General features: G+C 52.0%; 16 protein-coding genes. 13 read left to right on the top strand and 3 right to left on the bottom strand.

Going from position 1 to position 13,120, the window contains the following annotated elements; all coding sequences use genetic code 11:
• Window positions 1-18 precede the first annotated feature (18 nt).
• From mdtH to RTM06_RS11595, 10 genes are all read left to right on the top strand, one after another.
• Window positions 19-1,221 (top strand): multidrug efflux MFS transporter MdtH, encoded by a 1,203-nt coding sequence (mdtH, locus tag RTM06_RS11640; protein WP_312182325.1) that lies wholly within the window; start codon window positions 19-21, stop codon window positions 1,219-1,221.
• An 89-nt stretch (window positions 1,222-1,310) separates the two neighbouring features.
• Window positions 1,311-1,958, top strand: coding sequence for a glutaredoxin 2 (gene grxB / locus RTM06_RS11635; RefSeq protein WP_256696178.1), 648 nt, complete (start codon window positions 1,311-1,313; stop codon window positions 1,956-1,958).
• Between the two features lie 111 nt (window positions 1,959-2,069).
• Window positions 2,070-2,633, top strand: coding sequence for a lipoprotein (locus RTM06_RS11630; protein ID WP_008103112.1), 564 nt, complete (start codon window positions 2,070-2,072; stop codon window positions 2,631-2,633).
• A 135-nt stretch (window positions 2,634-2,768) separates the two neighbouring features.
• A complete protein-coding gene (pyrC, locus tag RTM06_RS11625; RefSeq protein WP_312182323.1) occupies window positions 2,769-3,815 on the top strand; it encodes a dihydroorotase in 1,047 nt (348 codons plus the stop codon).
• Window positions 3,816-3,883: 68 nt separating this feature from the next.
• Entirely contained in the window at window positions 3,884-4,129 is a 246-nt protein-coding gene (gene dinI / locus RTM06_RS11620) for a DNA damage-inducible protein I (RefSeq protein WP_007893661.1), read from the top strand.
• A gap of 143 nt (window positions 4,130-4,272) precedes the next feature.
• Window positions 4,273-4,542, top strand: a complete 270-nt coding sequence (locus tag RTM06_RS11615; protein WP_008103116.1) for a hypothetical protein — start codon at window positions 4,273-4,275, stop codon at window positions 4,540-4,542.
• Window positions 4,543-4,819: 277 nt separating this feature from the next.
• On the top strand, window positions 4,820-5,074 hold the full coding sequence (gene bssS, locus RTM06_RS11610) for a biofilm formation regulator BssS (RefSeq protein ID WP_008103119.1): 255 nt from the start codon (window positions 4,820-4,822) through the stop codon (window positions 5,072-5,074).
• 106 nt (window positions 5,075-5,180) lie between these two features.
• The gene (solA, locus tag RTM06_RS11605; RefSeq protein ID WP_312182319.1) at window positions 5,181-6,296 is read left to right on the top strand and encodes an N-methyl-L-tryptophan oxidase; all 1,116 of its coding nucleotides are present in this window, start codon (window positions 5,181-5,183) and stop codon (window positions 6,294-6,296) included.
• A 292-nt stretch (window positions 6,297-6,588) separates the two neighbouring features.
• Window positions 6,589-7,161 carry a cytochrome b gene (locus RTM06_RS11600; RefSeq protein ID WP_312182317.1) on the top strand — a complete coding sequence of 191 codons (573 nt, stop codon included), beginning with the start codon at window positions 6,589-6,591 and terminating at the stop codon, window positions 7,159-7,161.
• Between the two features lies 1 nt (window position 7,162).
• Window positions 7,163-7,738 carry a YceI family protein gene (locus RTM06_RS11595; protein ID WP_256696174.1) on the top strand — a complete coding sequence of 192 codons (576 nt, stop codon included), beginning with the start codon at window positions 7,163-7,165 and terminating at the stop codon, window positions 7,736-7,738.
• A gap of 44 nt (window positions 7,739-7,782) precedes the next feature.
• On the opposite strand, the gene RTM06_RS11590 is transcribed toward RTM06_RS11595, so the two are convergent.
• Complete coding sequence (locus RTM06_RS11590) at window positions 7,783-8,838, bottom strand: rhodanese-related sulfurtransferase (protein ID WP_256696173.1); 1,056 nt, start codon at window positions 8,836-8,838, stop codon at window positions 7,783-7,785.
• Between the two features lie 267 nt (window positions 8,839-9,105).
• Between RTM06_RS11590 and RTM06_RS11585 the strand changes: the two genes are divergently transcribed.
• The 3 genes from RTM06_RS11585 (at window position 9,106) to RTM06_RS11575 (ending at window position 11,369) form a co-directional block, all read left to right on the top strand.
• Window positions 9,106-10,029 carry a Kdo(2)-lipid IV(A) acyltransferase gene (locus tag RTM06_RS11585; protein WP_312182314.1) on the top strand — a complete coding sequence of 308 codons (924 nt, stop codon included), beginning with the start codon at window positions 9,106-9,108 and terminating at the stop codon, window positions 10,027-10,029.
• A gap of 558 nt (window positions 10,030-10,587) precedes the next feature.
• Window positions 10,588-10,854 carry a hypothetical protein gene (locus RTM06_RS11580; protein WP_008103132.1) on the top strand — a complete coding sequence of 89 codons (267 nt, stop codon included), beginning with the start codon at window positions 10,588-10,590 and terminating at the stop codon, window positions 10,852-10,854.
• Between the two features lie 119 nt (window positions 10,855-10,973).
• Window positions 10,974-11,369, top strand: coding sequence for a MysB family protein (locus RTM06_RS11575; RefSeq protein ID WP_312182365.1), 396 nt, complete (start codon window positions 10,974-10,976; stop codon window positions 11,367-11,369).
• A gap of 6 nt (window positions 11,370-11,375) precedes the next feature.
• Here the strand turns inward: RTM06_RS11575 and RTM06_RS11570 are convergent, their stop codons facing one another.
• Both RTM06_RS11570 and mdoH read right to left on the bottom strand, forming a co-directional pair.
• Entirely contained in the window at window positions 11,376-11,615 is a 240-nt protein-coding gene (locus RTM06_RS11570) for a YceK/YidQ family lipoprotein (RefSeq protein WP_312182311.1), read from the bottom strand.
• 134 nt (window positions 11,616-11,749) lie between these two features.
• Window positions 11,750-13,120 (bottom strand): glucans biosynthesis glucosyltransferase MdoH (gene mdoH / locus RTM06_RS11565; RefSeq protein WP_312182309.1); only part of this gene is annotated, 1,371 nt, incomplete at its 5' end.

Here is a 13,120-nt window from a genome sequence, read left to right as displayed (position 1 = left end):
ACTTGCTCAGGAATTAGCATGTCTCGGGTTGCGCGGGCACGACGCCTCGGTAAAACATTTCTTTTAGTGGATAACATGCTGGTTGTGATGGGATTTTTTGTGGTATTTCCTCTCATCTCTATCCATTTTGTCGAACAGCTGGGCTGGGCCGCGTTGATGGTCGGCATTGCGCTTGGCTTGCGGCAATTCGTCCAGCAGGGATTCGGCATCTTCGGCGGCGCGATTGCCGACCGTTTTGGTGCGCGTCCGCTGATCGTCACCGGCATGCTGATGCGTGCGGCGGGTTTTGCCTGCATGGCGCTGGCGCATCAACCCTGGCTGCTGTGGTTCGCCTGCTTGCTATCCGGTCTTGGCGGCACGCTGTTTGACCCGCCACGCAGCGCACTGGTGATGAAACTGGTGCGCGCACGCGATCGCGGCCGCTTCTTCTCCCTGCTGATGATGCAGGACAGCGCCGGTGCGGTGCTGGGCGCGCTGATTGGTAGCTGGCTGCTGGCGTGGGATTTCCGCCTGGTGTGCTGGGTTGGCGCGGCGGTGTTTGTCGCTGCCGCATTGTTCAACGCCATTTGGTTACCGGCGTGGCGCATCTCGACAGAACGCATTGCGATGCGCGAAGGGATGCAACGCGTCTGGCAGGATAAGCGTTTTCGACTGTATGTGCTGACATTAACCGGTTACTACATTCTCGCCGTGCAGGTGATGTTGATGCTGCCGGTGATGGTGAATCAGGTGGCCGGAGCGCCTGCTGCGGTGAAGTGGATGTACGCCATTGAAGCGCTGTTGTCATTAAGCCTGCTCTATCCACTGGCACGCTGGAGCGAAAAACGCTTCCGCCTGGAAACGCGTCTGATGGCCGGTTTGTTCCTGATGACTTTCAGTCTGCTGCCGGTTGGCATGACCGACTCGCTGCCGTCGCTGTTTATGCTGATCGCCATCTTTTATCTCGGCTCCATCATTGCTGAACCGGCGCGTGAGACACTCAGCGCTTCGCTCGCCAGCTCCCGCGCACGCGGTAGCTACATGGGCTTCAGCCGTCTCGGCCTCGCGATTGGCGGTTTGATCGGCTACTCCGGTGGTGGCTGGATGTTCGATATGGGCCAGCAATGGGCGCTGCCGGAACTGCCGTGGATGCTGCTGAGCAGCGTCGGGATGATCACCCTTTTGGCGTTGTGGTGGCAGTTCCAGCCGCGTTCGGTGGCGCCAGCGATTTTAAGCAGCTAGTTTGCCCCTGCCACAGATCTCTTCCATACTTCCCGCACGTCCGAAAAAAGGGTGACCTCCGTCACCCTTAGAACCACAGGAGAAACGGGATGAAACTCTACATCTACGATCACTGCCCTTTCTGCGTCAAAGCACGCATGATTTTCGGCTTAAAAAATCTGCCGTTAGAACTCATCGTTATGTTGAATGACGACGAGCAAACGCCGAAAAAACTGATCGGCCAGAAAATGGCGCCGATTCTGCAAAAGGCTGATGGCAGCGCGGTGCCGGAAAGTATGGATATTGTGCGGCTGGTGGATAAATACGATCACGAACCGCTGCTGAATGGCAAAAGCAATCCGGCGATTAGCGACTGGCTGCGCCATGTGAATGGCTACGTCAACAAGTTGCTGTTGCCGCGCATCGCCGATGCCTCCTTTGCCGAATTCGCTACGCCGGAAGCGCGCAGCTACTTTAGCGAGAAGAAGCAGGCCAGCGTCGGGGATTTCGGCGAGTTGCGTAAACACGCGCCGGGCTTGATCAAAAACATCAGCGATGATCTGCGCCAGCTCGACAAACTGATCGTCAAGCCCAATGCGGTCAATGGCGAACTTTCAGAAGATGATATTCATCTGTTCCCGCTGCTGCGCTCCTTAACGCTGGTCAATGGTATTGAGTGGCCAAGCCGCGTTGCCGATTATCGCGATAATATGGCGAAACAAACTCAGGTCAATCTGCTCTCCTCCATCGCTGCATAATCCTCATCCACGAGAAGCGCCACGGCGCTTCTCATCCCTCTCCTGGTGACAGGTGCCGCTGATTAAGGCAGGCTATCGCTGTTTTGCCGTTTCGATCAGGATGAGGATTATATGAAAAAGGCGTTTACCGGGCTTGTCGCCCTGCTTTTTGCCGTGCTACTCAGCGGCTGTAACCAATTGACGCAATACACCATCAGCGAACAGGAAGTGAATCAGGCGCTGCAAAAGCGCAATAACTTCGAAAAAGACATCGGCGTTTCCGGGCTGGTGAATGCACACATTGTGCTGAGCGATCTCAACAGCCAGATTGGCCGTGAAGAACCTGGCAAAATCACCCTCTCAGGTAAAGCCAATATCAATGTCAGCTCGCTGTTTGGTCCGCAGCAGGCCGAAATGCTGCTGAAGATGAAGGCGCAGCCGGTTTACAACGCGCAGGAAGGCGCGATTTATCTGCATGACATGGAGATTGTCGATGCGCAGGTGCAGCCAGAAAAAATGGCGTCGATCATGAAAACCCTTACGCCTTATCTCAATGAGTCGCTAAAGCGTTACTTCAATGAGAAACCCGCCTACGTGCTGAGCGCAGACCGCAGTAAAGGAGAAGCGCTGGCGAAGAAACTCGCTAAAGGGATAGAAGTGAAACCGGGACAATTGGTGATTCCGTTTACTGATTAATCCGCGTAGCCGCACCTTCGGGTGCGGTTTTTGTTTGTCACAATAAAATCCCGTGCAAACGGTTGCCCACATCCTTATGATTACTCCCCGGCCTAAACGTGCCTCTCGTTTTCTTCTCAGCCGGAGTCTTTTTGAATGACAGCCCAACCTCAGCAAATCACCATCCGCCGCCCTGACGACTGGCATATCCATCTGCGCGATGGCGCGATGCTCAACGCCGTACTGCCTTACACCAGCGCAGTAAATGGTCGAGCGATTGTCATGCCGAACCTGGTTCCACCGGTTATCAGCGTGGCCGCTGCCGTGGCTTACCGCGAGCGCATCATGGCTGCGTTACCTGCTGAGCATGCTTTTACTCCGCTGATGACCTGCTATCTCACCGACTCACTCGATCCCGATGAGATCGAACGCGGCTTCCGTGACGGCACGTTTACCGCTGCCAAACTCTACCCTGCGCATGCCACCACCAACTCCAGCCACGGCGTGACCAATATCGCCGCGATCGCGAAGGTGCTGGATCGCATGCAGCAGATCGGCATGCCCATGCTGGTGCACGGTGAAGTGACCGATTCCCATATCGATATTTTTGATCGCGAAGCGCGCTTTATTGAAACTGTGCTGGAGCCGCTGCGCAAACAGTTCCCGGCACTGAAAGTGGTGATGGAGCACATCACCACCAAAGAAGCAGCGGAGTATCTGGCGGCAGGAAACGAGTTGCTGGGCGCCACCATCACGCCACAACACCTGATGTTCAACCGCAACCACATGCTGGTGGGCGGCGTGCGTCCGCATCTCTACTGCTTGCCGATTTTGAAACGCAATATTCATCAGGAAGCGCTGCGTAAGCTGGTTGCCAGCGGGAATCGTCGCGTATTCCTCGGTACCGATACCGCGCCCCATCTGCGTCACCTGAAAGAAGCCAGTTGCGGCTGCGCCGGCGTGTTTAATGCGCCGACCTCATTGCCGGCGTACGCCACGGTGTTTGAGGAGCTGAATGCGCTGGACCATTTCGAAGCCTTCTGCTCGGAGAACGGCGCGAACTTCTATGGTCTGCCGCTGAATGAAGGCACGCTGACGCTGGTGCGAGAATCCTGGCAGGTTGAAGAGAGCATTGCGCTGGCGGATGACACGCTGGTGCCTTTCCTTGCCGGCGAAACGTTGAACTGGCGCATCAAAGAATAATTTTCTGCTGCTTGCCTTCGGGATAAATATACTGTACAAATAAACAGTATGTTATTCCGGAGGCTTCTATGCGCGTTGAAATTACCGTAGCAAAAACTTCGCCCCTTCCTGCAGGTGCACTGGATGCACTCAGCATCGAACTGGTCCGTCGCATTACGCAGGATTTCCCCGACGACGATCATCACGTCAAAGTGCGTTATGCCGGCGGCAACCAACTTAGCGTGTTTGGTGGCTGCAAAGAGTCACGCGAACGCATCAGCGAACTGTTACAAGAAACCTGGGAAAGCGCTGACGACTGGTTTAATAACGATTAACAGCCACTGTGCCGTTTTTGCCGGGTTTCGCCACCCGGCTTTTTTGTTTTTATTTCCCTCTCGCCAGAAAAACTGCCTGCATCTAGACTCATGTTAAACGATCCCCTATTCTTGCCTCGTCATGCTTACAGGAGGTGTTTTACATGACTACTGAAAAACCAGAAGAGGCGATGACCTTCGGAGAGTTGCTGGCATTTATTGCTGAGCAACAGCGCCGCTTAACCGTATTAGAAAATGCGTTTGCCACCTTGACCTTCTGTCTCGACGATCGCGCCAATCAGTTGCTGGTCCACAACCTGACGCTGGAAGCGCAAAACCAGAACCATGACGAGCAGTTACAGCAGCATTTTACCCGGCTAGCGGAAGAGATTCAGAAACGTCACGGCCTGCTGCCAAGCGAGCCACACGCCTAAAAGATTCTCTTTTTCGGCCTAAAGTTTCCTCTTACAAAAGCCGATAATTTCGTCACTACTGCCAATATTATTTCCAATAAAATGCCTGACGTTTCGGGCATTTTATTATTCGCCATAACGTCAATGTGAAGTGCGTTTATTTTCACTCTGATTAAGTTCGTCATACCTTTTAACTATTGTACTCGCTATTTCATGTTATAATTGTTTCGCTAGTGCACGATACAGCCGCATTGAACCTCAAGAAGCACTTCGTTTAACGAGTAATACGGAGGTTATAATGGACAGAAATAAAGACGTCATCCAGACTCATCCGTTGGTAGGATGGGATATCAGCACCGTAGACAGTTATGACGCCATGATGATTCGCCTGCACTCGCTCTCCTCGCAGGGGCAGAAAGAAGAAGAAGCTGACGTGGGCCCGACCTACTGGCTGACTACTGATGTTGCCAGACAGTTTATCTCACTTCTCGAAGCTGGCATTGCAAAAATAGAGTCTACCGAGCAGTACCTACGCGACAATCAAAAGCATTAACTTCTACTATCGCGTGAAAGGGCACCCAATAGGGTGCCTTTTTCATGGGCGCTCTCTTTTGATATGCTGTTGAAAAATTTCACCGTTTTGCTGGAGTGATGTCGTTATGGTTTATGATCTGATTGTTGTGGGAAGCGGTTCGGTAGGCGCAGCAGCCGGGTTTTACGCCACGCAGGCTGGCTTATCGGTACTGATGATTGATAGCGCCCATCCCCCGCACAGCCAGGGCACGCATCATGGCGAAACCCGCCTGATTCGCCATGCTTATGGCGAAGGTGAACGTTACGTGTCGCTGGTTCTGCGCGCGCAGACGCTGTGGGATGAACTGGAACGCCAGAGCGGCGAGCGCATCATGCATCGCAGCGGCATCCTCAACTTAGCGCCTATCACCTCCACCTTTATTCAAAATGTTATCGATAGCGCGAAAGCGTGGCAGCTGGATGTGAAAATCCTGCAAGCCGATGAAGTGCGCGCGCGCTGGCCGCAGTTCACGGTGCCAGATGGCTATATTGGCGTGTTCGAGCCTAACTCCGGCTTCCTCAAATGCGAGCAGGCGGTGCGCAGCTGGGTGCAGCTGGCGGAACAAGCCGGATGCGCGCAGCTGTTTAACTGCCCGGTGACAGATATGGGTCGCGATGGCGATCTGCAGCAGGTCACCACCAGCGAAGGCATTTTCCGCGCGCGTAAATTGCTGGTCAGCGCCGGAACCTGGGTGAGCCAGTTGGTCGCTGATTTGCCGGTTGCGCCGGTGCGTAAAGTTTTCGCCTGGTATCAGGCAGATGGTCGCTACAGCGAAAACAACAAATTCCCCGGCTTCACTGTGGAGATGAGCGATGGCAGTCACTTTTATGGCTTCCCGGCGGATAACAACGCGCTGAAAGTGGGACGTCACGATGGTGGCCAATTGATGCAAACGCCGGCCGATCGCAAACCTTTTGGCAGCATCGCGGTGGATGGTAACGAGTCATTTAACTTCCTGCGTCAATTTCTGCCGGGCGTGGGCGTCTGTTTGCATGGTGAAGCCTGCAGCTACGACAATACGCCGGATGAAGATTTCATTATTGATACGCTGCCCGGTGAGCCGAATCGCCTGATTATCACCGGTTTAAGCGGACACGGTTTCAAATTCGCTAGCGTGTTGGGTGAGCTTGCCAGTGAATTTGCGCAGAATAAACCGTTCTCTTTCGATATGAAGCCCTTCTCACTCGCGCGATTTGACTGATGCACAGATGCCGGCGCTCATTATGCGTCGGCAAGATTGACGTAAGTTGACATTTAATTACCTAAATAAACATTCAATGCAGCGGTATGCCGCATTTGGTGTAGTCAATATGCAATATCCCGCAATAGCCCTTGTTTTTTACGTCGTCCCTTCAATTATCCTGACTGAGTTTTAATTAAATCCTCATTTATTCCGAAGATGATTTTCGACTTTATAGAAAAGTAAGGTTAATTGATCTTTCATTGCAAAATGTAGATGCTCATTGCCACTTATTTCATTTCTGGAACTTAATATGTGGCGTAATTCCACACAGCATTTCGGCGCCATCTCCATTTTATTACATTGGCTTATGGCGCTGGCTATTTACGGCATGTTTGCGCTGGGTTTGTGGATGGTCGGATTGGGTTATTACGACGGCTGGTATCACGACGCGCCTGAAATTCATAAAGGCATCGGCATGCTGCTGTTTGCTGCACTGCTGCTGCGCCTCGGCTGGCGTTTTATTTCGCCGCTACCCAAACCCTTGGCGAGCTATTCCCCCGACGTTCGGCGCGGTGCCACTGCCGCGCACTGGATGTTATACAGCTTACTAATTGTGCTGCTGTTCAGCGGTTATCTCATCTCCACCGCCGATGGAAAACCGATCTCCGTATTTGGCTGGTTCGAGGTTCCCGCACTGTTCAGCGGTGCTGCGCAACAAGCAGATCTGGCAGGCGACATTCATCTTTGGCTGGCATGGGGTTTGGTGCTGTTCTCTGCATTGCACGCGCTGGCAGCCCTGAAACACCATTTCATCGACCGTGATGTGACACTGAAAAGGATGTTGGGTTACCGCATCCCGTTAACCTCTGAAAAGGAAAAGTAACATGCTAAAGAAGACATTATTGGCAGTAGCAGCGGCCGGCTTATTAAGCGCCAGCCTGACGGCCAGCGCAGCTGACTATAAATTTGATAAGGAAGGCCAGCACGCGTTTGTTCAGTTCCGCATTCAGCATCTGGGCTACAGCTGGTTGTACGGTACCTTTAAAGATTTTGACGGCAGCTTCACGTTTGATGAAGCCAATCCTGCAGCAGATAAAGTCAACGTGACCATCAACACTAACAGCCTCGATACCAACCATGCTGAGCGTGATAAACACCTGCGCAGCGCGGATTTCCTCAACACCGGTAAGTTCCCGCAGGCGACCTTTACTTCTACCGCTGTGAAGAAAGACGGCAAGGATTACAAAATCACCGGCGACCTGACGCTGAATGGCGTGACCAAGCCCGTGATGCTCGACGCAAAATTGATGGGAGAAGGCAAAGATCCGTGGGGCGGCTACCGTGCAGGATTTGAAGCCAGCGGTGAAATCGTGCTGAAAGAGTTCAACATCAGCAAAGATCTTGGCCCGGCATCGCAGAAAGCTGAATTGATTATTTCGGTGGAAGGCGTGCGTAAGTAAACCAAATGCAGCCTGAAGTCCGCTGACTTCAGGCTGTTTTGCGCTTATTTTTTATCTGGCGCGGGAATCGCCATCGTCATGTTCAGCAAACCGCGTGATTTGTTAAACACCTTGTTGCCATTTTCACGGCCCGCACGGCGTGCGCGCTGCTCTTCTGGCGACAGCGTTGACTCTTCCATGCAGATTGGGCTGCAGCAGTTGTTGTATTTTTCAGCACAGCTTGGGCACTGAATGAACAACAAATGACAGCCATCATTGATGCAGTTGGTGTGGCTATCGCAAGGCGTGCCGCACTGATGACAGCTGGATAGAATATCGTCGGAAATACGTTCGCCCATGCGTTCGTCAAAGACAAAGTTTTTGCCCTTGAAACGCACCGGTAAGCCCTGCTCGCGCGCGCGACGGGTGTATTCAATAATCCCACCTTCAATGTGATAAACATCATTGAAGCCGTTGTGCTTCATCCAGGCGCTGGCTTTTTCACAACGAATGCCGCCGGTGCAATACATGACAATCTTTTTGTCTTTCTTATCCTGCAGCATATCAACGGCCATCGGCAGCTGATCGCGAAAAGTATCGGCCGGCACTTCCATGGCGTTATCAAAGCGTCCCACTTCATATTCGTAGTGGTTACGCATATCCACGAACAGCGCATCCGGATCGTCGAGCATCGCGTTAACGTCTGCGGCTTTCAGGTAAGCGCCCACATCGCTGGCATCGAAGCTATTATCTTCAATCCCATCCGCCACAATGCGCTCACGCACTTTCAGGCGCAGCACCCAAAAAGATTTACCGTCATCATCCAGCGCAATGTTCATGCGCAGATTGTTCAGCGCCGCATCAAAGGCATACAAAACTGCCTTCATCTTTTCGTAGCGGCTGGCTGGTACGCTGATTTGTGCGTTGATGCCTTCATGCGCGACATAGACGCGACCAAACACCTTGAGTTTGGTTAACTCAACGTAAAGAGCATCACGGAAGGCTTTGGGATCGGCGATCTGGAAATATTTATAAAAAGAGACTGTGGTACGTGGTTCGGTTTCCGCCAACATACGTTCCTTCAGCTCTTTATTGGAAACAAGGTTATGTAACACTGGCATGGTGTTCGTCCTGTTAGCAATCAGAGAAATTGAGCGCGCGTATAATACCCGAATTCTGCCGGATACAAAAATTTTGGTGTGATAAACCTGACGGATGTAATTACAGGCGCATTTCTGCGACACAATTGCGTTTTCGTGCGCATACCTGCTGCCAGATAGCCACCCACGGTCTATGCTTGATTTCAGCCAGAATGAAAAAATGGCATAATGACAAAAAATTACAGAAACCGGACTCTCTGGCATAAGACGCAGGATACTGACATTTCCATGACTCAACTTCCCAAACTCACCCGTGAACTCCTCTATCCACGCTATTGGCTGACCTGGCTCGGCATTGGTTTCCTTTACCTGCTGGTGCTGTTGCCCTATCCAGTGTTGCATGCCATTGGCTGTGGATTGGGTCGCATTGCCATGCGTTTCATGAAACGTCGTGTTGAAGTGGCGCAGCGCAATCTTGAAGTGTGCTTTCCCACCATGCCGATCAATGAACGCGACGCGATGGTCAAACACAATTTTGAATCGGTGGGCATGGGACTAATTGAAACCGGTATGGCATGGTTCTGGCCAGACTGGCGCATCCGTAAATGGGTCACCACCAGCGGTCTTGAACATGTTGCTAACGCACTGGCCGAGAAGCGCGGCATATTATTAATTGGTATGCACTTTCTGACTCTGGAATTGGGCGCGCGAGTATTTGGTATGCATAACCCGGGCATTGGCGTATATCGCCCTAATGACAATAAGCTCATCGACTGGCTACAAACCTGGGGCCGCATGCGTTCCAATAAAAGCATGCTGGACCGCAAAGATCTGAAAGGCATGATTCGCGCGATGAAGAACAACGACATTATCTGGTATGCACCGGATCATGACTATGGCCCGCGCAGCAGCGTGTTTGCACCGTTCTTCGCGGTTCAGGATGCGGCAACCACCACCGGCACCCATATGTTGATTCGTCTGGCAAACCCCAGCGTGGTGCCGTTCCTGGCGCGACGTCTGCCCAATGCGCGCGGCTATGAGCTGAAAATGATGCCTGATATCCGTGATAAATTTACGCTGGAATCTGAACTTGAGACCGCTGTCGTGATGAATAAAGTGGTCGAAGAGACAGTGTTACTGGCTCCGGAACAATATATGTGGCTGCACCGCCGCTTCAAAACGCGTCCACAAGGCGAGCCTTCGGTTTATTAATGTGATATGGGGCATGATTGCGTGCCCCACGTCCTTCAGCAGAAATTTACCTTATTACGTGATTTTATCCGGTTATTAATTCGCTAATCGGTCCAGCGTGAACTTGGGCTAATTGTTCAGTTAGCACCAAACTTTACCCACTAAATCCGTGTTTCTTTGCCTTAACTCTGTAAAAAATTAACCTTTCAAGCCAGTATATGGGTAAAAAACTGCCTTAGCATTTGATTCTTGCGCTGCTTGTAAGGAAATATTAACGGATCAAAATATGCTGTCTCGGACCTGAATTCCCCAACATCCAGGGGTAATCCTATTTAATTTTGCTAAACCCTTCGGCCCCGCTAATCAATGCAGTAAAATTAACTTACTAAACAAGGTATTGTCTTAATAAAATCCTCTATATTCTTTTTCTAAAGAAAATAACACCTTCTTATTCCCTTATGGAATTTGTCGATAAAATCGAATCCAGTTAATTTCGTGATGTCAGTTAGAACGCTAAGTTCACTTTTAAAAAATATAAAAAGATTTCACACAGCAAATATATCTCAGGACAATTATAAAATGAATAAAGGCATCTACTACTACGTGACGATCAGTACCGATCAGGAAGGTTATCATCTTCTGCATCGAAAAGAGTGTAAACGGCTACCCGTAAAGGAGGATATGGTTTTTATCGGCACTCTGTATAATTTAAATCAGGCATTATCAACCGCGCGTATTAATTTTAAAAAGGTTAAGCCCTGTATTAAATGTTGTATTCGTTACTCTGCTCCAATTATTCATGAATCTGTGCGTCCGGTATTACACTTCCCGCAGAAAATAGCCTGATCGGTTGGGCGGTTGAATTTTACGCAACCGCCCAACCGATATTTCCTCTCCGCCCTGCACTTCACGATTTTTCGTCTATCCTTCTGTGAAATCCCTTTTTTACAGACATGGAGTTGATGATGAGCCTGTTTAGCACCCTTGAAGAAGCCATTGAAGCCGCCCGCGAAGAGTTTCTCGCCAGCCAACCTGAGATCGCCGAAGACGATGCCAGCGTCAGCCAGTTTGCCCTGCAGAAGTACGTGATGCAGGATGGCGACATCATGTGGCAGGCCGAATTTTTCGCTGAAGAGGATGGCCAGGGTGAATGTTTGCCGATCTCCAGCGGAGAAGCCGCGCAGGCTATTTTTGACGGTGATTTTGATGAGGTCGAACTGCGTCAGGAGTGGCAGGCGGAAAATACGCTGCATGAATGGGATGAAGGCGAATTCCAGCTGGAACCGCCGCGTGACCTCGAAGAGGGTGAAGCGGCGGCGCAGGAGTGGGAAGACGACAACAGCCCTTCTGACAATCTGTAATAACGATTATTCGTACGGGCCGTGACTGGCATCCACGGGCAGTAACAGCGTGTCCATCACCAGCGATAGCGGCAAATCGAGAATGGTCAGCACACGCCACGGTCCGTCACGAACGTCCCACTGCACGCCGGGATAATATTGATTGCCGTGACCTTGTCCGGGCAAGGTGCGGCTGATAATACTGCCACAACCGGTGAGCAGAAGAATCGCGGCGCTAAGCGCGGTTATTTTCAGGAAATAATTCACAACATTTACTCACAATGAACCGGCGTTAGTTTAACCATCTCGCAGGGACGATGACCACTCCTCAACACGTAAAGATTGCGTCATATTCCGCGCAAAAAAAAGCGGCATCTCTGCCGCTTTTCATTTTCTCATCTTCAGCGCTGTGGCAGCGCCTCAGGATTGAGCTTCAGCTTCTGATAGCTTTCCACCCACTGATGATATTTGTCCGCGCTTTCCCACAAACGTGAGTGCACGCGCGCCAGCACCACTGGATCGCTAATCAGCTGCAAACGCTGCTCGCGGTTCAGTTTCTCTGGCGCGTCACTCAGCGCCTGATCGACACGACGGTCGCGCGCATGGTCCAGCAAATCGCTCTGCTTATGACGCGATGTTGCCATCGCCGTCGCCAGCGCGTTAAACGCCGGGTTAAACAGCGCATGCATAAAGCCATTTTTCAGCGCGCGTTGACGGTTAATCTGCAGATAGTGATCGGTATCGACCAACTCTTTGGGTGGCTCATACTCTTCCGGAATCAGGAACAGTTTGGCGTTCTTACTCTTCTGCCCTACCGTTGCACGGCTTGACATCACCGACACAAACGGCGACAGGATCAGCGAGAAGACGATCGGCGACAGCCACCACAGGAAGTTCAGATCGAGGAAGCCCATACCGCCCGCCCACACGATACCCAACAGCATCTGTGAACCATGACGACGGAACGCTTCGCTCCACGGCGTCGCATCATCATCACGCTGCGGCGAGTTCCACACCACTTCCCAGCCAAGGAACGCACTGACCACGAATACGGTGTGGAACAGCATGCGCACCGGCGCCAGCAACACCGAGAACAGCATTTCCAGAATCAGCGAGAAGAACAAGCGGATGGCGCCACCGTATGGTTTCGCTCCCTTGCACCAAATCAGCACCACGCTCAACAGCTTCGGCAGGAACAGCAGCACCAAAGTGGTTGAGAACAAGGCAATCGCCAAATCCGGACGCCACTGCGGCCACACCGGGAACAGCTGGCGTGGTTGCAGGAAGTAGGTCGGTTCCATCAGCGTGTGCACCACCTGCAAGGCAGTAGACAGCGCAAGGAACATGAACCACAACGGCGCAGAGAGATAAGACATTACGCCCGTCAGGAACACCGCGCGGTGAACCGGGTGCATCCCTTTTACCAGAAACAGACGGAAGTTCATCAGGTTACCGTGGCACCAGCGACGGTCACGCTTCAGCTCATCCAGCAGGTTCGGCGGCAGTTCTTCATAGGAGCCCGGCAGATCGTAGGCGATCCACACGCCCCAACCGGCACGACGCATCAGCGCGGCTTCAACGAAGTCATGCGACAGGATCGAACCGGCGAAGGAACCTTCACCCGGCAGCGGTGCCAGCGCACAGTGCTCGATAAATGGCTGCACACGAATGATGGCGTTATGGCCCCAATAGTGTGATTCACCCAACTGCCAGAAGTGCAGACCAGCGGTGAACAGCGGACCGTACACGCGCGTGGCGAACTGCTGGCAACG

Origin of the sequence: Pantoea sp. CTOTU46764, from assembly GCF_031974595.1 — a bacterium.
GTDB lineage: Bacteria > Pseudomonadota > Gammaproteobacteria > Enterobacterales > Enterobacteriaceae > Pantoea > Pantoea trifolii.
The sequence above is the reverse complement of the archived record's forward strand: the minus strand, read 5'-3'. Positions and strand labels throughout refer to the sequence as shown.

Coding starts and splice junctions, on each gene's coding strand:
- RTM06_RS11630 (WP_008103112.1), top strand. CDS start 2,070: ATGAAAAAGGCGTTTACCGGGCTTGTCGCCCTGCTTTTTGCCGTGCTA.
- bssS (WP_008103119.1), top strand. CDS start 4,820: ATGGACAGAAATAAAGACGTCATCCAGACTCATCCGTTGGTAGGATGG.
- pyrC (WP_312182323.1), top strand. CDS start 2,769: ATGACAGCCCAACCTCAGCAAATCACCATCCGCCGCCCTGACGACTGG.
- RTM06_RS11580 (WP_008103132.1), top strand. CDS start 10,588: ATGAATAAAGGCATCTACTACTACGTGACGATCAGTACCGATCAGGAA.
- dinI (WP_007893661.1), top strand. CDS start 3,884: ATGCGCGTTGAAATTACCGTAGCAAAAACTTCGCCCCTTCCTGCAGGT.
- RTM06_RS11575 (WP_312182365.1), top strand. CDS start 10,974: ATGAGCCTGTTTAGCACCCTTGAAGAAGCCATTGAAGCCGCCCGCGAA.
- mdtH (WP_312182325.1), top strand. CDS start 19: ATGTCTCGGGTTGCGCGGGCACGACGCCTCGGTAAAACATTTCTTTTA.
- grxB (WP_256696178.1), top strand. CDS start 1,311: ATGAAACTCTACATCTACGATCACTGCCCTTTCTGCGTCAAAGCACGC.
- RTM06_RS11590 (WP_256696173.1), bottom strand. CDS start 8,838: ATGCCAGTGTTACATAACCTTGTTTCCAATAAAGAGCTGAAGGAACGT.
- RTM06_RS11585 (WP_312182314.1), top strand. CDS start 9,106: ATGACTCAACTTCCCAAACTCACCCGTGAACTCCTCTATCCACGCTAT.
- RTM06_RS11615 (WP_008103116.1), top strand. CDS start 4,273: ATGACTACTGAAAAACCAGAAGAGGCGATGACCTTCGGAGAGTTGCTG.
- solA (WP_312182319.1), top strand. CDS start 5,181: ATGGTTTATGATCTGATTGTTGTGGGAAGCGGTTCGGTAGGCGCAGCA.
- RTM06_RS11600 (WP_312182317.1), top strand. CDS start 6,589: ATGTGGCGTAATTCCACACAGCATTTCGGCGCCATCTCCATTTTATTA.
- RTM06_RS11595 (WP_256696174.1), top strand. CDS start 7,163: ATGCTAAAGAAGACATTATTGGCAGTAGCAGCGGCCGGCTTATTAAGC.